Origin of the sequence: Hydrogenophaga sp. (assembly GCF_041913525.1) — a bacterium.
In the GTDB taxonomy this organism is placed as follows: domain Bacteria; phylum Pseudomonadota; class Gammaproteobacteria; order Burkholderiales; family Burkholderiaceae_C; genus Hydrogenophaga.
The window spans coordinates 118,248-137,798 of record NZ_JAYSFD010000007.1; the positions used below are offsets into that span (position 1 = coordinate 118,248).

Annotated in this window: 19 protein-coding genes, 1 tRNA gene and 1 riboswitch; of the genes, 6 read left to right on the forward strand and 14 right to left on the reverse strand. The window is 64.0% G+C overall.

Annotated elements, in window-relative coordinates; genetic code table 11:
• The first annotated feature begins 64 nt into the window (after nucleotides 1–64).
• From ilvN to ACE3RQ_RS10810, 5 genes are all read left to right on the forward strand, one after another.
• Complete coding sequence (gene ilvN, locus ACE3RQ_RS10790) at nucleotides 65–556, forward strand: acetolactate synthase small subunit (RefSeq protein ID WP_374521985.1); 492 nt, start codon at nucleotides 65–67, stop codon at nucleotides 554–556.
• Between the two features lie 154 nt (nucleotides 557–710).
• Nucleotides 711–1,727 (forward strand): ketol-acid reductoisomerase, encoded by a 1,017-nt coding sequence (gene ilvC, locus ACE3RQ_RS10795; protein ID WP_374521986.1) that lies wholly within the window; start codon nucleotides 711–713, stop codon nucleotides 1,725–1,727.
• A gap of 122 nt (nucleotides 1,728–1,849) precedes the next feature.
• On the forward strand, nucleotides 1,850–2,659 hold the full coding sequence (pssA, locus tag ACE3RQ_RS10800; protein ID WP_374521987.1) for a CDP-diacylglycerol--serine O-phosphatidyltransferase: 810 nt from the start codon (nucleotides 1,850–1,852) through the stop codon (nucleotides 2,657–2,659).
• Between the two features lie 235 nt (nucleotides 2,660–2,894).
• A complete protein-coding gene (locus tag ACE3RQ_RS10805; protein WP_374521988.1) occupies nucleotides 2,895–4,436 on the forward strand; it encodes a 2-isopropylmalate synthase in 1,542 nt (513 codons plus the stop codon).
• 257 nt (nucleotides 4,437–4,693) lie between these two features.
• The gene (locus tag ACE3RQ_RS10810; RefSeq protein ID WP_374522076.1) at nucleotides 4,694–5,764 is read left to right on the forward strand and encodes a serine hydrolase; all 1,071 of its coding nucleotides are present in this window, start codon (nucleotides 4,694–4,696) and stop codon (nucleotides 5,762–5,764) included.
• A 55-nt stretch (nucleotides 5,765–5,819) separates the two neighbouring features.
• Here the strand turns inward: ACE3RQ_RS10810 and ACE3RQ_RS10815 are convergent, their stop codons facing one another.
• The 14 genes from ACE3RQ_RS10815 to ACE3RQ_RS10880 form a co-directional block, all read right to left on the reverse strand.
• Nucleotides 5,820–6,614, reverse strand: coding sequence for an IclR family transcriptional regulator (locus tag ACE3RQ_RS10815; protein WP_374521989.1), 795 nt, complete (start codon nucleotides 6,612–6,614; stop codon nucleotides 5,820–5,822).
• 67 nt (nucleotides 6,615–6,681) lie between these two features.
• Complete coding sequence (locus ACE3RQ_RS10820) at nucleotides 6,682–7,419, reverse strand: arginyltransferase (protein ID WP_374521990.1); 738 nt, start codon at nucleotides 7,417–7,419, stop codon at nucleotides 6,682–6,684.
• On the reverse strand, nucleotides 7,416–8,183 hold the full coding sequence (gene aat / locus ACE3RQ_RS10825) for a leucyl/phenylalanyl-tRNA--protein transferase (protein ID WP_374521991.1): 768 nt from the start codon (nucleotides 8,181–8,183) through the stop codon (nucleotides 7,416–7,418). Before aat ends, ACE3RQ_RS10820 begins: the two co-directional genes overlap by 4 nt.
• A 4-nt stretch (nucleotides 8,184–8,187) precedes the next feature.
• Nucleotides 8,188–8,529: a VanZ family protein gene (locus ACE3RQ_RS10830; RefSeq protein ID WP_374521992.1), complete on the reverse strand. Its 342-nt coding sequence runs from the start codon at nucleotides 8,527–8,529 to the stop codon at nucleotides 8,188–8,190.
• Between the two features lie 98 nt (nucleotides 8,530–8,627).
• Nucleotides 8,628–8,703 (reverse strand) — tRNA-Asn (locus ACE3RQ_RS10835).
• Between the two features lie 48 nt (nucleotides 8,704–8,751).
• Entirely contained in the window at nucleotides 8,752–10,872 is a 2,121-nt protein-coding gene (locus ACE3RQ_RS10840; protein ID WP_374521993.1) for a TonB-dependent siderophore receptor, read from the reverse strand.
• A gap of 67 nt (nucleotides 10,873–10,939) precedes the next feature.
• A riboswitch (TPP riboswitch) is annotated at nucleotides 10,940–11,040 on the reverse strand.
• Between the two features lie 56 nt (nucleotides 11,041–11,096).
• The gene (locus ACE3RQ_RS10845) at nucleotides 11,097–12,140 is read right to left on the reverse strand and encodes an NAD(P)/FAD-dependent oxidoreductase (RefSeq protein WP_374521994.1); all 1,044 of its coding nucleotides are present in this window, start codon (nucleotides 12,138–12,140) and stop codon (nucleotides 11,097–11,099) included.
• A gap of 4 nt (nucleotides 12,141–12,144) precedes the next feature.
• Entirely contained in the window at nucleotides 12,145–12,474 is a 330-nt protein-coding gene (gene fdxA / locus ACE3RQ_RS10850) for a ferredoxin FdxA (RefSeq protein ID WP_374521995.1), read from the reverse strand.
• 99 nt (nucleotides 12,475–12,573) lie between these two features.
• Nucleotides 12,574–13,863: a sulfate adenylyltransferase subunit 1 gene (locus tag ACE3RQ_RS10855; protein ID WP_374521996.1), complete on the reverse strand. Its 1,290-nt coding sequence runs from the start codon at nucleotides 13,861–13,863 to the stop codon at nucleotides 12,574–12,576.
• On the reverse strand, nucleotides 13,863–14,822 hold the full coding sequence (gene cysD, locus ACE3RQ_RS10860) for a sulfate adenylyltransferase subunit CysD (protein WP_374521997.1): 960 nt from the start codon (nucleotides 14,820–14,822) through the stop codon (nucleotides 13,863–13,865). The genes ACE3RQ_RS10855 and cysD overlap by 1 nt, the downstream gene beginning before the upstream one ends.
• Nucleotides 14,819–15,568, reverse strand: coding sequence for a phosphoadenylyl-sulfate reductase (locus ACE3RQ_RS10865; RefSeq protein WP_374521998.1), 750 nt, complete (start codon nucleotides 15,566–15,568; stop codon nucleotides 14,819–14,821). Before ACE3RQ_RS10865 ends, cysD begins: the two co-directional genes overlap by 4 nt.
• An 11-nt stretch (nucleotides 15,569–15,579) precedes the next feature.
• Nucleotides 15,580–15,963 carry a DUF934 domain-containing protein gene (locus ACE3RQ_RS10870; protein ID WP_374521999.1) on the reverse strand — a complete coding sequence of 128 codons (384 nt, stop codon included), beginning with the start codon at nucleotides 15,961–15,963 and terminating at the stop codon, nucleotides 15,580–15,582.
• Between the two features lie 9 nt (nucleotides 15,964–15,972).
• Nucleotides 15,973–17,754: a nitrite/sulfite reductase gene (locus tag ACE3RQ_RS10875; protein WP_374522000.1), complete on the reverse strand. Its 1,782-nt coding sequence runs from the start codon at nucleotides 17,752–17,754 to the stop codon at nucleotides 15,973–15,975.
• A gap of 21 nt (nucleotides 17,755–17,775) precedes the next feature.
• Complete coding sequence (locus tag ACE3RQ_RS10880; protein ID WP_374522001.1) at nucleotides 17,776–18,567, reverse strand: sulfite exporter TauE/SafE family protein; 792 nt, start codon at nucleotides 18,565–18,567, stop codon at nucleotides 17,776–17,778.
• Nucleotides 18,568–18,748: 181 nt separating this feature from the next.
• On the opposite strand from ACE3RQ_RS10880, the gene ACE3RQ_RS10885 reads away from it, so the two are divergent.
• Nucleotides 18,749–19,549, forward strand: coding sequence for a hypothetical protein (locus ACE3RQ_RS10885; RefSeq protein ID WP_374522002.1), 801 nt, complete (start codon nucleotides 18,749–18,751; stop codon nucleotides 19,547–19,549).
• Nucleotides 19,550–19,551: the final 2 nt, after the last annotated feature.

A 19,551-nucleotide genomic window follows, 5' to 3' on the forward strand; every position in this document is an offset into this window, starting at 1 on the left:
CTATTGTCCGTCGAGCCCGCGCATTACCGTGCGCGGGGGAGGGCGGCGAAAAGAGGAATCGCACATGAAACACATCATTGCCGTGCTGCTCGAAAACGAGCCGGGTGCCCTGTCCCGCGTGGTGGGCCTGTTTTCTGCCCGTGGCTACAACATTGAGTCGCTGACGGTGGCGCCCACCGAAGACCCCAGCCTCTCGCGCATGACCATCCAGACCACCGGGTCGGATGACATCATCGAGCAGATCACCAAGCACCTGAACCGCCTGATTGAGGTCGTGAAGGTGGTGGACCTCACCGAAGGCGCCTACACCGAGCGTGAGCTCATGATGGTGAAGGTGCGCGCCGTGGGCAAGGAGCGCGAAGAAATGAAGCGCATGGCCGACATCTTCCGCGGCCGCATCATCGATGTGACCGAGAAGAGCTACACCATCGAGCTCACGGGTGACCAAGGCAAGAACGACGCCTTCCTGGAGGCCATCGATCGCGGTGCCATTCTGGAGACGGTGCGCACCGGCGCCAGCGGCATCGGCCGAGGTGAGAGAATCTTGCGCGTCTGACACGACCGCCATCTCAGGGCTCAGCCATACGGCCCGTTCTGGCTGAGCTTGTCGAAGCCCTGTGCAGCCACGGCATCACAGGGACTCCCAGAGCCCTTCGACAGGCTCAGGGCGAACGGCCAAATCCAATTTTTTATTTATCGGAGCCAACGACATGAAAGTTTTCTACGACAAAGACTGTGACCTGAGCCTGATCAAGGGCAAGACCGTGGCCATCATCGGCTATGGCAGCCAAGGCCACGCTCACGCCCAGAACCTGAACGACAGCGGCGTGAAGGTCGTGGTCGGTCTGCGCAAAGGTGGTGCCTCCTGGGACAAGGTCGGCAAGGCTGGCCTGACCGTGATGGAAGTCAACGATGCCGTGAAGGCCGCTGACGTGGTCATGATCCTGTTGCCCGACGAGCAGATAGCCGAGGTTTACAAGAACAACGTCGAGCCCAACATCAAGCAAGGCGCTTCGCTGGCCTTCGCTCACGGCTTCAACGTGCACTACAACCAGGTGGTGCCCCGCGCTGACCTGGACGTGTGGATGGTGGCCCCCAAGGCGCCTGGCCACACCGTGCGCAACACCTACACCCAGGGTGGCGGCGTGCCCCACCTGGTGGCCGTGCACCAGGACAAGTCCGGCAAGGCCCGTGACCTGGCGCTGAGCTACGCCATGGCCAACGGTGGTGGCAAGGCCGGCATCATCGAGACCAACTTCAAGGAAGAGACCGAGACCGACCTGTTCGGCGAGCAGGCCGTGCTGTGCGGTGGCGCTGTTGAGCTGATCAAGATGGGCTACGAGACCCTGGTGGAAGCCGGCTATGCCCCCGAGATGGCCTACTTCGAGTGCCTGCACGAACTCAAGCTGATCGTTGACCTGATCTACGAAGGTGGCATCGCCAACATGAACTACTCGATCTCGAACAATGCCGAGTTCGGTGAGTACGTGACCGGCCCTGAGGTCATCAACGAAGAGTCGCGCAAGGCCATGCGCAATGCGCTCAAGCGCATCCAGAACGGTGACTACGCCAAGATGTTCATCCAAGAAGGTCGCCTGAACTACCCCAGCATGACGGCTCGCCGCCGCAACACCGCCGATCACCAGATCGAAGTGGTGGGTGCTCAGCTTCGCGCCATGATGCCGTGGATCGCCAAGAACAAGCTGGTTGACCAGACCCGCAACTGATTGACGCGGGTCCATGCCCGCTCAGACAAAGGCCACTTCGGTGGCCTTTCTTTTTTCCTGCGCCCAAGGGGCTTCGGTACACTGTCCGACCCGCGTCCTTGTGGACGCTTGCCCTAATAGCCATGCACGACGGTCAAGACCTTTCCGATTCCGCGATTCCCGAGGCCCACAAGCGGCCCAAGGGCATCTACATGTTGCCCAACATGATCACCCTGGCCGCTTTGTTCGGCGGTTTCTATGCGGTGGTGATGGCCATGAACGACCGTTACGACCTGGCCACCGTGGGCGTGTTCGTGGCCATGGTGCTGGACAGCCTCGACGGTCGCGTTGCGCGCCTGACGAACACCCAAAGCGCGTTTGGCGAGCAGATGGACTCGCTGTCCGACATGGTGTCCTTTGGTGCGGCGCCGGCGCTGATCGCCTACGAATGGGCCCTCCGAGACCTGGGGCGCTGGGGATGGATCGCCGCCTTCGTGTACTGCGCGTGCGCAGCCTTGAGGTTGGCGCGTTTCAACGTCAACACTGCCGTGGTGGACAAGCGTTACTTCCAGGGCTTGCCCTCTCCAGCGGCCGCTGCGCTGGTGGCCGGTTTTATTTGGTTGATGACCGAAGCCAAGGTTGACCCGACCAGTCTGACTTGGGCCATGTTCGCGCTGACCCTCTACGCAGGTCTGACCATGGTGACCAATGTGCCGTTCTACAGCTTCAAGGACCTCAGCCTGAAGAAGAGCGTGCCCTTTGCGTCCATCGTCCTGGTTGCACTGGGAATTGCCGTGATCAATATCGATCCACCCACCGTGTTGTTCGGGCTGTTTGTGCTGTACGGGCTGTCTGGCTATGCGGTCTATATCTGGCGCAAGGCCAAGGGCAAGCCGGTGAGCGTCATCAGCACGTCCACCGACGAGCCTGACGAGCGAGGCCTTCACGATTGAAGGTGGAAGGCGCATTGCCCTAATGGAAGATCTCTATCAGGCGCGCCGTGTCTTTGTGATACATTGACCAGCATGTTCCAAGCTGTTGCACTGCTACTACTGGATGTCTGTCACGGGCAGAATCGGTAGCGCACGCGCAATCAACACCAACGGCCCGTATGCACCCGCAGCGGGCCGTTTGTTTTGGAACTGTGGGTTTTGAGTCCTGGCCATAGCGCCGAACCGGAGCATCTCGATGAGCGACCAACTGATCATTTTCGACACCACCTTGCGCGACGGCGAACAATCGCCCGGCGCGTCCATGACCAAGGACGAAAAGCTGCGCATTGCCCGCCAACTGGAGCGCCTGAAGGTGGACGTGATCGAGGCCGGTTTCGCCGCCAGCTCCAACGGCGATTTCGAATGCGTGCAGGCCATTGCCAATGCCATCAAGGATTCCACCATTTGCTCGCTGGCCCGCGCCAATGATCGCGACATCGGTCGAGCCGCAGAAGCCCTCAAGGGCGCTAATCGGGCGCGCATCCACACCTTCATTGCCACCAGTGCGCTGCACATGGAGAAGAAGTTGCGCATGACGCCGGACCAGGTGCTGGAGCAGGCGAAGCAGTCGGTCAGGTTTGCGCGCAATCTGTGCGCCGACATCGAATTCAGCCCCGAAGATGGTTACCGCAGCGACGTGGATTTCCTTTGCCGCGTGCTTGAAGCCGTGATTGCCGAAGGCGCCACCACCATCAACGTGCCCGACACCGTGGGCTACGCGGTGCCCGAGCTCTATGGCAACTTCATCAAAACTTTGCGTGAACGCATTCCGAACTCAGACAAGGCGGTTTGGTCGGTGCATTGCCACAACGACCTGGGCATGGCCGTGGCCAACTCTCTGGCCGGGGTGAAGATCGGTGGCGCGCGCCAAGTGGAATGCACGATCAATGGTCTGGGCGAGCGCGCGGGCAATTGTTCGCTCGAAGAGATCGTGATGGCGGTGAAGACCCGTCGCGATTATTTCGGCCTGACGGTGGGCATCGATACCACCCAGATCGTGCCGGCCAGCCGAATGGTGAGTCAGACCACCGGTTTCGTGGTGCAGCCCAACAAGGCCGTGGTGGGGGCCAACGCCTTTGCCCACGCCTCAGGCATCCACCAGGACGGTGTGCTCAAGGCGCGCGACACCTACGAGATCATGCGAGCCGAAGACGTGGGCTGGAGCGCCAACAAGATCGTGCTGGGCAAGCTCAGCGGCCGCAACGCCTTCAAGCAGCGCTTGCAAGAGCTGGGCATCGAGATGGAGTCTGAGAGCGAAATCAACACCGCTTTCGCCAAGTTCAAGGAACTGGCCGACCGCAAGGCTGAGATCTTCGATGAGGATATCTTGGCCCTGGTGAGCGACGAGAGCGTCACGGCGGAGAAAGAGCAGTACGGCCTGGTGTCCTTGTCGCAGCGCAGCGAGACGGGTGAGCGTCCCCATGCCAACGTCGTCTTCACGGTGGATGGTAAGGAGGTGCAGAGCGAATCGGATGGCAACGGTCCGGTGGACGCCTCGCTGAAAGCCATCGAGAAGAAAGTGCAGAGCGGCGCCGAAATGGTGCTGTATTCGGTGAATGCCATCACCAGCGGGTCAACCGAAAGCCAGGGTGAAGTGACGGTGCGATTGCAACACGGTGGTCGGGTGGTGAACGGCGTTGGCGCCGACCCGGACATCGTCGTGGCATCGGCCAAGGCTTACCTCAGTGCGCTGAACAAACTGGCCAGCAAGGCGGACAGGGTGCTGGCTCAGGGATAAAAGCCTTATTTATCAATCACTTGCAGTCATTCTGATGTCGAGGTGTGAAAACAGATGCAGAAAGTAGCATTTGTTCCATCGAACACTGAAGACATGACTGCAAGTTTTTGATATTGATGGATTTTTTTCAAAGGCCTATACTGCGCTCCTATTAGGTGCGTTGTGAAATTTGCTGGAGTGCAGTCATGGTCGTGAGCGTTACCCGCTGGTCTCGTGTCTTGTGGGGAGCCATTCTGGCGGCCGGTGTGGTGCTTTCGATGGCACCTGTCGACGCCGCAGCCGCCACCGAGAAGCATCGCTCCACGTCCAAGAAGGCAGTGGCCAAGAAGGCGGTGGCGCAACGCAGCGCCCAAAAGGCAACTCCCACTAAGAAGGCCCAACGTCAAGCGGCTAGGGTGTCGCCTCGCAAGACCACCGCAGTGGCGCGCAAGAAGGCCACCGAGCTCACCACCGTGAGTGCCAAACGCCGAGTGTCGGATTCTGTGGTGAGAGTGGCGACCCCTGTGATCGACCACGGTTCTGTCGGCGCTCAGCTCGGGCTTCACAAGGCAGACGATCCGCTTGACCTGAATTCCAGCGTTGCACTGGTGGTCGACCAGCAGACCAATGAAGTGCTGCTCAGCAAGAACGACTCCGCGGTTCTGCCTGTGGCCTCGCTGACCAAGTTGATGACCGGTCTCGTGGTGGCGGATGCCCACCTCGACATGAACGAGATGATCACGATCACCCAGGACGACGTTGACACCCTCAAGGGCAGTCGTTCGCGCCTGATGGTGGGCACGACGCTCACGCGCGGAGAGCTGATGCACTTGGCTCTGATGTCCAGTGAAAACCGCGCCGCGCACGCGCTCGGCCGCACCTACCCGGGTGGTCTGAACGAATTTGTGCGACTGATGAATCGCAAGGCAACCGAACTCGGCATGCGGGATACCCGTTATGTTGAACCGACGGGTCTGTCGAGCGACAACCGTTCGAGTGCCCGCGACCTGGCGTTGCTGGTGAGCGCTGCTTATCAACGTCCGATCTTGCGCGACCTCTCCACGTCACCGGGCTACGAGGTTGATCTGGGCCGCCGCACCTTGCAGTACAACAACTCCAATCGCTTGGTGAAGAGCCCGGATTGGGACATCGGCTTGCAGAAGACGGGTTACATCTCGGAAGCGGGCCGCTGCCTGGTGATGCAGGCCAAGATTGCAGGTCGCCAGCTCATCATGGTGTTCTTGGATGCGACGGGCAAGCTGGGGCGTATTCAGGATGCCGAGCGGGTGCGCCGTTGGGTAGAACTGCACTCCGATCGCGTCACGGCTTCTCACCGCCCTCAGGGCTAAGGCCTGGCGGATTCCCATAAAAAACGGCCCTTGAGGGGCCGTTTTTTTGTTGTGGTCAGCGGCCAGCGCCGGGGGGATTGGGGCAACCAAGCGCCGCTGAAATCTCGGCGGCGGTGGCGCGCAATTTGGGTGCCCAGCCTTCGTCGATGCGATCTGCGGGGGCCGAAATTGACAAACCGGCCACCAACTTGTTTTGGTCGTCGTAAATGCCTGCGGCCATGCAGCGAACGCCCATCTCCAGCTCCTCGTTGTCCCTGGCCATGCCGGCCATTCGGCATTGCGCCAGTTCACGCTCGAGGGCAGGGAGTTGGGTGAGGCTGTTTCGGGTGTTGCCGGCCAGACCGGTGCGGGTGGCGTAGGCGCGCACCTTCTGGGGTTCGTCATTGGCCAAGAACAGTTTGCCAACCGACGTGAGGTGAAGGGGCGCGCGCCCGCCAATGGCGCGAACCACTTGCATGCCTGAGCGCTCACTGTAGGCGCGCTCGACATACACGATTTCATCGCCCTGGCGAACGCTCAGGTTCACGGGTTGCTGGATCAGCTTGTGCAGTTCGCGCATGGGCACCAGGGCGGCGTCTCGCACGTTCAGCCTTGCCTTGACCAGGTTGCCCAGCTCCAGCAGGCGCATGCCCAGCCGGTAGCTGCCGGCCTCCGGCCGATCCACAAAGCGCCCGATGGTGAGGTCGTTGAGGATGCGGTGTGCGGTGGATGGGTGAAGTCCAGTCTTCTCACTGATCTCCTTCAGCGACACCGGCTCTTCACGAGCGGCCAGCACTTCCAGCAGGTTGAACATGCGCTCGATCACCTGAACGGTCGGCGCGCTGGGGAGAGTGTCGTTTCGTTTGCTCATGGTCCGGTGGTGATTTTACAAGATGAAAATCAATTCCGGTGGTCGCCAAGTGCGACAGGGCTTGCTCTCAGTTCTGCAGCACCCAGTCGTCGTTGACTCGCAGTTCGTGGGGGAGGAAGCGCGCCTTGTAGGCCATCTTGGGGCTTTGGGGAATCCAGTAGCCCAGGTAGACGTACGGGAGTTCCAGGCGCCGTGCCTGCTCAATCTGCCACAGCACGCCGTAGGTGCCATAGCTGCTGTGCTCCTCTGGCTCGTAGAACGTGTAGACGGCGGACAGTCCGTCGTTCAGTACGTCAATGACGGACACCATCTTGAGCACCTCAGGCTTGCCGTCAATGCCGGGCTCGAAGAACTCGACAAGCCGCGAGTTGACGCGGCTTTGAAGCAAGAACTGCGTGTATTGGTCGATGCTGTCTTGATCCATGCCACCGCCAGGATGCCGCGCGCTTTGGTAGCGCAGGTAGAGGTGGTAGTGGGCGGGCACGAAACCCAGCTTGAGCACGCGGGTGCCCAAGTGTTGGTGTTGATTCGCGCTTCGGCGCTGGCTTCGGTTGGGGCGAAACAGGTCGACGGGGATGCGCAGTGGGATGCAGGCTTGACAGCCGTCGCAATAGGGGCGGTAGGTGAACATGCCGCTGCGGCGAAAGCCCAGCGTCACCAGGTCGGAGTAGGCGTCGTTGTGAATGAGGTGGCTTGGCGTGGCGACCTGCGAGCGGGCCATTCGCTCAGGGAGATAGCTGCAGGGGTAAGGCGCCGTTGCGTAGAACTGCAAGGCGTGCAGTGGCAATTCTTTGAGGCGTGTCACGTGGTGGCACCGTCTTCGAGGACTGTGCGCCAGTATAGAGGCGCAAACCGCCACGAGGGTGCGGCGTGCCGAGTGGCCCTGCGCACGTGCTCTTGAAACTCGGCACGGGGAATGGGGTGGCCACCCATGGATGCCAAGTGGCTGGTTTCTTGCTGGCAGTCGATGAGAGGCAGGCCGTTGTGCCGGCAAAACGCCACCAGCGCCGCGAGCGCCATCTTTGATGCATCGGTACGGCGGGCAAACATCGATTCACCGAAGACCATGGCACCAAGGTTCACGGCGTAAAGGCCACCGACCAGTTCGCCGTCGATCCATGTTTCGACGCTGTGCGCAATGCCTGCCTGGTGAAGCTTTGTGTAGGCTTGCACCATGGCTGGCAGGATCCATGTGCCGTCCTGGCCGCGTCTGGGAGTTTGGGCGCAGGCGCGAATGACGCGGTCAAAGTCGTGGTCGAAGCGAATGTCCAGGCGACCTTCGCGCAAGAGCTTCTTGAGCGATTTTCGCAAGGAGTGGTGAAGCTTGAAAGATTGGGGCTCCAGCACCATGCGTGGGTCGGTGCTCCACCAGAGAATGGGCTGGCCTGCGCTGTACCAGGGAAATATGCCTCGGGAGTACGCGTTGACCAGGGTGGGCACGTCCAGTACACCACCGGCTGCCAGCAGCCCGGGTGCTGGGTCTTGCGGGCCCCAAGCCGTCTCGACCGGAGGGAAGGGTTCACCAGGTTCCAGCCAGGTGAGCGGTCGGGTCGGGGGGGATTGCGACATGCGCTTATTTTGCGCGCCGCCAGAGCCGGAAGGGAAGGTAGACCAGCAGAATGCCCAAGCCGTCGGCGATCCAGTCAAGCCATTCTCCGTAGCGCCAGCCGGTGGCGATCTGCAGTAGCTCGATCACACCGCCCCAGAGCAACACGCCAATGGCGACACGCCTCTGGTGGTCTGGAAAACCGAGCAGGCCCCAGAGGGTCAGCCAGCCAAAACCCAGGGCGTGCTGGGCCTTGTCCCACACGTTCATCACTTGCGGGGGAAGCTGATCGACTGGCGTGAGCGATGCCACCGTCAAGGCCGTGAAGCTGATGCCGAAAACAAGCCGGGATAAGGTGGTTGCGGTCATGGACGGTTCCTGAAGTCAGGAATGGGCCGAAGCGTTGGGGCTGGTGCGGTGGCCCCAAACAAAAACGCCTTGGATTTCTCCAAGGCGTTTCAAATTTTTGGCTCCCCGACCTGGACTCGAACCAGGGACCTGCGGATTAACAGTCCGTCGCTCTACCGACTGAGCTATCAGGGAACAGACTCAAATTATAGCGTCAAATTCCCGGGGTTGGCCAGCATCGGCTCAGAAGCGGGTGTCGAGCGCGACGCGAAGCGTTCGGCCGGCGCCGGGGAACAGGTAGATGTGCTCGTACTGATAGGGCGCTTCCTGGAAGTAGCGGCGGTCGAACAGGTTGTCGATGGCCAGGGTCCAGGTGGTGGGCTGACCGCCCAGGCGCGTGTCGTAGCGCACCGAGGCGTCCACGCGGGTCCACGACGGCAGCACGAGGCTTTGGTCGGGCAGCACGGCGCGTGTGCCTTCGTGGGACAGATGGGCGCCCAGGGTCACACCTGGCAGGCTGGCCAGGCGGTGGCTGAGGTTGGCGCGCAGGATCCAGCGCGGCACGTTGGTGGGGCGCAGGCCATTGATGGCGGAGTTGACGATTGAGCCTCGCCGTTCGGCGCCTAGCCACGTGAGGCTGGCGTCGTAGGCCCAGGCGCCGATGCGTCGTCCACCACCCAGTTCCATGCCATGGTGTTGCGCGTCACCGTCGATGAGCCGCGTGCAGGTGCCTGCGCCGCCGCAGGTGCCTAGGTCGCCTGCCACGGGCCGGGTGATGTGAAAGTAGTTGACGTTCCATTGCGCGCGATCTGTCTCTGACTTGAGACCGAGTTCCCATTGGCGGCTTTTGAGGGCCGGCAGTGGTTCGCCCTGGTTGGTGTAACGGGAGCGGCCGGGTGCGACCTCGGACTCTACGCCTTGGCCCCAGCTTGCGTATGCAGTTAGGGTAGGGGCCAGGCGCCAGGTGGCTGCCATCCAGGGCGTGGTGAAGCTCTGCGAGTAGTCAGTGGCGCGCGGGTCGCCGCTGGTGCGGATCGTTTGCCGCTCAAGGCGGGTGTGGCGCAAGCCCAGCCAGGTGTGAAGTGCCTCGTTCCAGCGGATCACGTCGGTCGCAAAGAACTCTGTGGTTCGCTCGGTGCGATTGGTAAACGGATCGCTGAACACCGGGAACGGCGCCACCGCCGGCAGGGTGTATAGGTTGCCCGTCATCGGTGGATAGTTGTTGTCGGCTTGGTCTTGGCCACGCAGGGCGAATCGGCTGAGCAGCACGCCGGCGGACACCTTGTGCTGGACCCCGCCCGCCTGAAGTTCACCGTTGATGCGCCACTGCGCACTGGTGGTGCGCCGCCATTCGTTGAGGCTGCGGAAGTCGTAGAGATCGAAATCGCCGTTGCTGCAATAGCGTTGGTAGGTACCTTCGGCTTCGCAGCCAAACGGGTATGCCAGGAAGTCGTCGGTCTTGAGCACCTGCGTGCCCACCTGTGCCTGCCAGTTCCACTGGCTGTTGATGGCCTGGGTGAAACGCAGGCTGCCGCTGAAGTTGCGGAAGTCCACGGGCTGGCTCCAGGGCTGGTGGTTGATGTTGAGCTTGGGGTCGGCCGGCGGCAAGTTGGGGCCAAGCAAGCTCAGGCCGGGCACGCTGCGCTGGGCGCGGCGCGACAGCTCGAACTCACCCTCGAGCAGGCTGTCTCGTGAGAGGCGCGCGTCCATGGCCAAGGCCAGCAGTCCGCGCTTGCCTTCGGTGCCAGGTGCTTCGCCATTCAGGCGCTCGCCCAGCACATTCAGGCGCCAGCCCATGTCGCCTTCGGCCACACGACCGCTGATGTCCACATGGGCCAGGGCATTGCCGTTGCTGTTGACCTCGGTGCGGAACACGCGTTGTGGCGTGGCGGTGGGGCGCTTGACGACCAGGTTGAACAGACCGCCGGGCGCGCTGGTGCCGGCCTGGATGCCGCTGGTGCCCTTGAGCAGTTCGACGCGTTCCAGGTGGTCCAGCGGCAGGCTGGTTTCGCCGCTGATGGGCAGGCCCTCGCGGCGGTAGTTGTAGGTGTTGTCGATCACGAAGCCGCGCACGCTGGCGTAGTCGTAGTAGCCGGCGGCGTTGTAGGCGTCGCTCACCGACGAGTCGAAGCGGTAGAGGTCGCTCAAGGTGCGAGCGCCTGCCTCGGCGATGCGTGCGCTGTCGATCACGGTGACGCTGGCCGGGGTGTCACGCAGAGGGGCGTCGAAGCCGGTGACATCGGCCACCGGGGCAGCGCCGCTGGTGGTGATGGTGACCGCCGGCAGCGTGGGTGCGGTCTGGGCGTGGGCCAGGGTGGCCAACAGGGTGGCGACGGCGAAGGTGGTGGGACGAATGGGTGCCATGTGTCGTTGGGACGGAATGGCAGGTGGGCTCGAGCGGTGGCGTTCGACGCCGTGCCAGTGCACGGTGAACGCGCCGTTTCTGCTTCCCTGCGCGAGGATTACCTCAATCAGGTTCGAAGGGACTTTCTCAGTCGCGGCCTGTCGGCCGCAACACCCCTAGCGGATGCGCTTTTTCAAGCGCGGGCGGATTGTAGAGCAGGGGCCAGCGCCCCCACGCCCATGGGTCAATTCGGGCTTACGCCCAAGAGTTGGTGCAGCCGTGGGCTGGTGGTGGTGTACTGCAGCATCTGGCGCTCATCGGGCCGCAGTTGGGCGGCAGCAGCAAAGGCGGCCAGGGTGGCCTCGTGGAAGCCGCAGAGGATGAGCTTCTTTTTGCCGGGGTAGGTGTTGATGTCACCCACGGCGTAGATACCGGGCTCGTTGGTCTGGAAGGTGTCGGTGCTCACCACCAGTTGTTTGCGCTCCATGGCCAGGCCCCATTGGCTAAGGGGGCCGAGGCGGGGGGATATGCCCAGAAACACGAGCAACTGGTCAACGGGAAGGGACTGTGTCTGGCCGTCAGGCATGGCCAGGTTCAGGGCAGTCAGGTGGTCTTCGGTTTGCTCGAAGCCCACTGGCTGGCCGATCACCAGGTGCAACTGCCCGGTGGCCACGCGCTCACGCACGGCAAGCACAAGTGCCTCATCGGCCTGAAACACGTCGCGGCGGTGAACCAGGGTCACGCGGCGGGACAGGCCGGAGGCCACCAGATCGAGGGCTGTGCGCAAGGCCTCGTCTTCGCCTCCGTGAACCACCACGTCACGACCCGCCAGCGTCGCGTCTGCGGGGCGGTGATAGTGCAGTTGACGGCCTTCAAAGGCGGCCACGCCTTCCAGGTTGAGCGGGCGGGGGGTGAAGGCCCCCACACCAGCAGCGACGAACAGGCAGCGGGTCAGCCAGGACTGACCTTGGCGCGAGCCCACGAGCAGCCGACCATCGGGCTGGCGCTGCACGGTGTCAATGGTGTGCCCGGCATGGAACGCGGGCGCGAAGGGGCGGACCTGCTGCTGCAGTCGCTCAATGAGTTCTTGCCCACTGCAGACCGGGATACCCGGGATGTCGTAGATGGGCTTGTCGGGATACAGCTCGGACGGCTGCCCGCCGGTGTGAGGCAGGGCGTCGACGACGTGGCAGCGGATGTCTTGTAGGCCGAGCTGAAAGACTTGCCACAGCCCCACCGGCCCCGCGCCGATCACCAGGGCATCGGTTTCGATGGGGAGGGTGGCCATGGCGTCAGCGGATGAGCTGGTCGAGCTTGCCCGTCTTGTCTTTCCAGTCTTCGGCGTCGGGCAGCGGCTCTTTGCGCTTGGTGATGCTCTTCCAGCTGGGCAGCTGTGCCAGCTCGGCGTTGATCTTGATCATGTGCACCTGGTCTTTGGGCACGTCTTCCTCGGCGTAGATGGCGCTGACCGGGCACTCGGGGATGCAGACCGCGCAATCGATGCACTCGTCGGGGTCGATGGTCAGGAAGTTGGGGCCTTCGCGGAAGCAGTCCACGGGGCAGACATCGACGCAGTCGGTGTATTTGCAGCGGATGCAGGCTTCGGTGACAACGTGGGTCATGGTGGTGCGGGTGGTCGGGGGAAACCCGGGATTTTAAAGTTTTCGGTGATGAAAAAACCGGGCATGCCCCTGCGGGCAGCCCGGTTGGACGCTTGGCGCTCAGCGAACCAGCACGGCGCCGGCGGTGCGGTGGCTGGCCGTGTCCACCAGCACCATCGAGCCCAGGGCCCGGGCGCGATCGAAGGGCAGCGCCGCCACAGGTTCCTGCAGGGCCAGTTCGATGTGGCCAATGGCGTTGGGCTCCAGCGCGCTGGCGTCTTCTTCGGCCAGGGTGTGAATGTCGAGCTTGTGCACGATGCGCTTGACCTTGGCCTTGATCCAGCGGTGGCCATGCAAGGTCCAGTAGACCCGACCCGGCACCAGGGCCTCGTCGTCCAGCCAGGCCACGGTGGCCTGAACTTCGCGCTGGGCTTCCAGCCCCGCCTCGGCGGCCAGCAGCCAGTCGCCTCGCGACACGTCCACCTCGCGGTCGAGCACGATGCCGGCGCTGTGGCCAGCGCTCACCGCTTGGGGCTGGCGCACGTGGTTCAGCACCTGGGCCACGGTGGCGGTCTGGCCGTTGGGCGCGATGCGCACCTGGTCACCAGGCTTCACTTCGCCGGAGGCCACGCGGCCCCAGAAGATGCGACGGCCTTGCGAGGTGTCGGCCGAGCTACTGAACTTTTCCACCCACTGAACCGGGAAGGCCAGGGGCAGGTGCGCATCTGCCTTGGTGACGGGCAGGCGCTCCAGAATCTGCAGCAGCGTGGGCCCTTGGTAGCCGCACCAGCCGTCGGTGTCGGCGGCGTCCACCACGTTCCAGCCCTTGAGGGCTGACACCGGTACGGTGGCGGTCACGGGAATGCCGGCTTGCTCGGCAAAGGCGGCCAGCGCATCACCAATGTGCTGGAAGGCCAAGGTGCTGTCTTCCACGGCGTCGAGCTTGTTGACGGCGAAGATCACCGAGGGCACGCGCAGCAGCTTGAGCAGCAGGCTGTGGCGGCGCGTTTGCGGCAGCAGCGCCAGGCCGGCGTCTTGCCACGGCAGCTTGGTGGCGTCCACCAGCACCACGGCGGCGTCGGCGCTGGACGCGGCGGTGACCATGTTGCGGGTGTACTGCTCGTGGCCCGGGGCGTCGCCGATGATGAACTTGCGCTCTTCGGTGCTGAAGTAGCGGTAGGCCACGTCAATGGTGATGCCTTGCTCGCGTTCGGCCTGCAGGCCGTCGGTGAGCAGGGCCAGGTCGGTCTGGCCCTGGCGCTGCACGCCGGCCAGGTGGTCTTGCAGCACGGCCTTGCTGTCCACCAGCAGGCGGCCGATCAGGGTGCTTTTGCCGTCATCGACGCTGCCGCAGGTGATCAGGCGCAGGGCAGCCGAGGTGTCCACGGCGGGGGTGGTGGTGGCGTTCATCAGAAGTACCCGTCTTTCTTGCGTTTTTCCATCGAGGCGTCGCTGGTCTTGTCGTCCATGCGGGTGGCGCCACGTTCACTGACCTCGGCCGCCAGGGTCTCGATCACGATGTCTTCGGGGCTGGCCGCCGTGCTTTCCACGGGGCAGGTGCAGGTGATGTCGCCCACGGTGCGGAAGCGCACGTCGCGCACTTCCACGGTTTCGCCGTCGCGCGGCGGGGTGAGTTCGGTCACCGGCACCAGCAGGCCGCGGCGGTCCACCACCTCACGCTTGTGCGTGTAGTAGATAGAGGGCAACTCGATGTTTTCACGGGCGATGTATTGCCACACGTCCAGCTCGGTCCAGTTGCTGATGGGGAAGACGCGGAAGTGCTCGCCCATGTGCAGCTTGGTGTTGAACAGTGTCCACAGCTCGGGGCGCTGGGCCTTGGGTTGCCACTGGCCGAAGCTGTCGCGGTGCGAAAAGATGCGCTCTTTGGCGCGGGCCTTTTCTTCGTCGCGCCGCGCGCCGCCGATGAGGGCGTCAAAGCGGAACTCTTCAATGGCCTCCAGCAGCGTGACCGACTGGTGCACGTTGCGGCTCTCGCCCGGGTGGGCCAGGCGCACGGTGCCGCGCTGCATGGAGTCTTCCACGCTGCGCACGATCAGCTCGGCACCCAGTTCCTTGGCCCGGCGGTCGCGGAACTCGGTCACTTCGGGGAAGTTGTGGCCGGTGTCGATCATCAGCAGCGGGTAGGGCAGGCGGCCCGCGCCAAAGGCCTTCTCGGCGCACTTGAGCATCACCAGCGAATCTTTGCCGCCCGAGAACAGCAGGGCGGGGCGCTCGAAGGCGCCGGCCACTTCGCGCAGCACGAAGATGGTTTCTTCTTCCAGCGCGTCGAGGTGGGCGTTGCTGAGGTGGTGGTCACCGGCGCGCTGAAGGGCGGTCTGGATCACGGCGTTGTCGGTGCGGGCGTTCATGCGGGGTTCCGTTCGATTGACGACACGAGGGGTTCGGCGGCGGGCTGCACGTGCAGCCCGCATTCCTTGGCGCTTTCCTGTTCCCACCACCAGCGGCCGGCGCGAAAGTCTTCGCCGACGCTGATGGCGCGCGTGCAGGGGGCGCAGCCGATGCTGGGGAAGAACTGGTCGTGCAGTTCGTTGTAGTCAAGGGCGTGCTGGGCGATGAAGTGCCACACATCGCCCCAGGTCCAGTCCACCAGCGGGCTGATCTTGACGCGGCCGGGCTCTTGCACCACCTCGGCCACCTCGGCGCGGGCGTTGGACTGCTCGCGGCGCAGGCCGGTGATCCAGCCATCGTGGCCAGCCAGCGCACGGGCCAGCGGCTCCATCTTGCGGATGTCGCAGCAGCCTTTGCGCAGCTCGACGCTGCGGTACATGGCGTCTTCGCCGTTGTGCCGCACGAAGCGCACCACGGCTTCCTGCTGGGGGCGGTACACCTGCACCGAGCGCGTGTAGCGCTTCTCGATCTTGGGCACCAGGGCCAGGGTCTCAGGGTGCAGCTTGCCGGTGTCGAGCACGAACACGTCGCTCTGAATGCCCGCCAGGTAAATGAGGTGGGTGACCACCATGTCTTCGGCGCCCAGGCTGGAGGCCTGGGTGAGCTTGGGGTGCTGGGCCGCCTGGGCGCGCAGCAGCGCCAGGGCTTGCGCCACCTTGGCGTCAAAAGTGGCGGAAGGCTTGTTGTAAAGGTCAATGGCGCTCATGGCGTGCTCTTTCAGGCCTCGGCAAAGTGGGGCTGGGCGTGCACCGCGTCGCCTTGGTAGAAGGCCGGGAAGTGCGCCAGCAGGCGCCGGCCGTGTTCCAGGTCTTGGCCCGTGGCCAGCACCGCCTGGGTGAAGCCACTGCGTTGCATTTGCAGCAACTGGTCGATCAGCACCTCGCCGGTGGCGCGAATGTGGCCGGTGAAGCCCAGGCGGCGGCGCAGCAGAAAGGCTTGGCTGAAGGCCCGGCCGTCGACGAACTTGGGGAAGTGCAGTTCCACCACGCGAATGCCGCTCAGGTCGTGCTCGCGCGGGTCGGCGTCGTTGGACAGCGTCAGGCGCTCGTGCTCGGCTTCGGTGGGCTGGAAGGCATCGGCCAGGAAAAGGTCAAGGCTCATGGTGGGCTCTCAAGCGGGGGTGGAAACACGGGCGGTGGAGGTGCGCACCGCGTTGGCCGCGACCTTGAAGGGCTCGGCGCCCACGCGGCGCAGCGTGGCCACGAAGGTTTCGCCAGCCTGGCGCTGGGCGCGGTAGGTGTCCAGAATGGCCTCGATCACTTCCGGCACTTCGTTGGCGGCAAACGACGGGCCGATCACCTTGCCCGGTTGGGCCTCGCCCGACAGGCGCGTGCCGTCAGACCCGCCCAGCGTGATCTGGTACCACTCTTGCCCGTCCTTGTCGACGCCCAGGATGCCGATGTGGCCGCTGTGGTGGTGGCCGCAGCTGTTGATGCAGCCGCTGATGTGCAGGTCAATCTCGCCCAGGTCGTGCAGTTCGTCCAGGTCTTTGTAGCGCGACAGGATGGCCTGGGCCAGCGGCAGCGAGCGGGCGTTGGCCAGGTCGCAGAAGTCGCCGCCGGGGCAGCTGATCATGTCGGTGAGCAAGCCGATGTTGGGCTTGGCCAAGCCCAGCCGGCGGGCTTCGCGCCACAGCTCGGGCAGTTGGTCGCAGCGCACCCAGGGCAGCAGCAGGTTTTGCTCGTGGGTCACACGGGCCTCGCCAGCGGAGAAGCGGTCGGCCAGTTCGGCGGCGCGTTCGAGTTGCTCGGCCGTGGCATCGCCAGGGGCTTGGCCAATGCGCTTGAACGACAGGGTCACCGCGCGCAGGTCACCGTTCTGGTGGGGCTGCACGTTGCGGGTCAGCCAGCGGCTGAATTCCACGTCATCTTCCGCAGCGGCCTTCAGGATGTGGGCGATCTTCGCGTCGGCGCTCTTGCGGTCGCAGTTGAGCAGGGGCGTCACGAAATAGGCGCTCACCCGGTTCAGTTCGTCCTGGGTAATGGTGTGCGGGGCGCCGTCTTTCTCGATGATGTCGCGGTACTCGGCCTCGACCTGATCGACAAAGGCCTGGCCTTCGGCCTTCACCAGAATCTTGATGCGGGCCTTGTAGGCGTTGTCGCGGCGGCCAAAGCGGTTGTACGCCCGCACCACGGCTTCCAGGTAGTTGAGGATCTGGTGCCAGGGCAGGAACTCGCGGATCACGGTGCCAATGATCGGGGTGCGGCCCATGCCGCCGCCCACGCGCACCTGGAAGCCCAGGTCACCGTCTACGTTGCGCAGCAGGCGCAGGCCCACGTCGTGCCACGGGGTGGCGGCGCGGTCTTCGCGGGCGCCGGTGATGGCCACCTTGAACTTGCGCGGCAGGAAGGCGAACTCGGGGTGCAGCGTGCTCCACTGGCGCATGATTTCCGCGAAGGGACGCGGGTCGGCCACCTCGTCCACCGCGATGCCAGCCAGGGCATCGGTGGTGATGTTGCGAATGCAGTTGCCGCTGGTCTGGATGCCGTGCAGATTGGCGCTGGCCAGCAGGTCCATCACGTCGGCGGCCTTGTCCAGCGGAATCCAGTTGAACTGCACGTTTTGGCGCGTGGTGAAGTGGGCCGTGCGGTCGGGCAGGGTCGGCACTTCGCTCAGGCCCGCGTTGGCCTTGGACGTGTCGTGGGCTTCCTTGTGGTCAAAGTCCCGCGCCACCTTGGCCAGCACGCGCAACTGGGCGCTGTTGATCTCGCCGTAGGGCACGGCCACCCGCAGCATCGGCGCGAAACGCTGGACGTACCAGCCGTTCTGCAGTCGCAGGGGTTTGAAGGCGTCGCCGGAGAGGGTGCCAGCTTGCCAGCGCTGCAACTGGTCGCGGAACTGGTCGGCGCGGCGTTGCAGGAACTGGCGGTCGAACTCGGAGTACTGGTACATGTTCGTGGAGTGGGTGGGAAATCAGAAAGCGATCAACTTGACGCCGGCATAGGCCAACAAGACCGACAGCAGCGAGCGCACCAGGCGCTCGGGCGTGTGGCGCATCAGCCGGGTGCCCAGCCAGATGCCTGGCAGCGAGCCCATGAGCAGCTGGCCCAGCAAGGTCCAGTCAACCGAGCCCAGGGTGGCGTGGCCCAGACCGGCCAGCAAGGTGAGGGGAACGGCGTAGGCGATGTCGGCGGCCACGACGCGTGGCAGCGGCAGCAGGGGAAACAGCAGCATGAGCACCGACACGCCAATGGCGCCGGCACCCACAGAGGTGAGCGTGACCAGGGTGCCGATGGCCGCACCAAACAGCACAGGCAGGGCCCAGTGGCGGGCGCGGGTGGCAGCGCCGAGGTCGGCCTCAACGTCAGCGCGCTGCGTTACCCGGCCACGCGCCGCCTTGTAGAACATGGCCAGAGCCGTCAGCAGCAGTGCCACGCCCAAAGTGCTGGTCATCAGCGACTGCACGCTGGGACTGGCGGGGCCAAGGCGGTGAAGCACCACCAGCGTGATGGCGGCGGCTGGCAGGCTGCCCAGGCACAACTGCCCCACGATGCGCCAGGGCACCAGGCGCTGGCGCGCCAGGTTGAGCGTGCCGCCCGACTTGGTGACGGCGGCGAACAGCAGGTCAGTGCCCACGGCCAGATAGGGCTTGATCCCGAAAAAGAAGATCAGGATCGGCGTCATGAGCGAGCCACCGCCCACCCCGGTGAGCCCCACGATGAGGCCCACGGCGAATCCGGCGATGACGATGGCGACTTCAGGCATGGGCGGCACTCTACGAGCGCCTCTTTATTCTCCAAACTATTTTTTATTCATGCCGGCATAACGAATGAATATAAAGGGGCGATGACTTGCGTCCGATCGATGGTGTGCAATTGAGCACGGGCGGTCACACAATTGCATGCTCGCGACCAGCGAGGGTGTTAACCATCGGTAACATTTCGGCATGCACAAACAACGGATCCTGGTGAGCGCGGTCGGATTTACCGACGTGGAGCGACACGCGCTCAACACAGTGTTCCGTTTGTCCCAAGAGCGAGAGTTGGCCTACGAGCCTTGGGTGCCGCCCAACATGCCGTCGGCCAACCCGCCCATCAACGAGGCCCAGGTCATCTTGGTCGATGGCGACTGCGCCGAGGCTGTGCTCTTTCACGTGCGCCCCCCTGAAGGCCCGAGGCTGATCTGGGTGGGGGACGATCCGCCCGCGCACGCCTGGCGGGTGTGGAAGCGGCCCATTGACTGGGCCGAGGCCCTGATGGACTTGGATGCGGTGTTTGCTGCTCACCAGGTCGACTCCGGCCTGCTAGATCTGGACATCAGCCTTCCCGCCGGATTGACGGCGGCCGAAGAGCAGGCATTGCCCGGCGGCGATCGGCGGGCTTTGATCGTGGCGCCCGAGTCGTCCGAGGCGGCTTGCTTGCGCGAATGCCTGGCCCTGGCCGCCGTGCGCCGGGTGGACGAGGCCGCCACCACCGAAACCGCCCTGGAACTGATGGCGCGCCACCGGTATGTGTGCGGTGTTTTCAACCTGGACAACCACCAGGTCGATGGCTGGGCGCTGATGCGTTTTTTCGTGGAGCGCCAACCCCAGGCCATGACCCTGGCGGCCAGCCAATGGGCGGGGCCGGTGGCCAACTGGTGGACCCGTCGCCGCATGCGTCGCAGTGCCGAACAGGTGGGCACCGGGGCGCTGTTGCCTCGGCCGCTTACGGTGGCCGCCCTGGCGCCCTGGATGGAACTCCTGTAGCC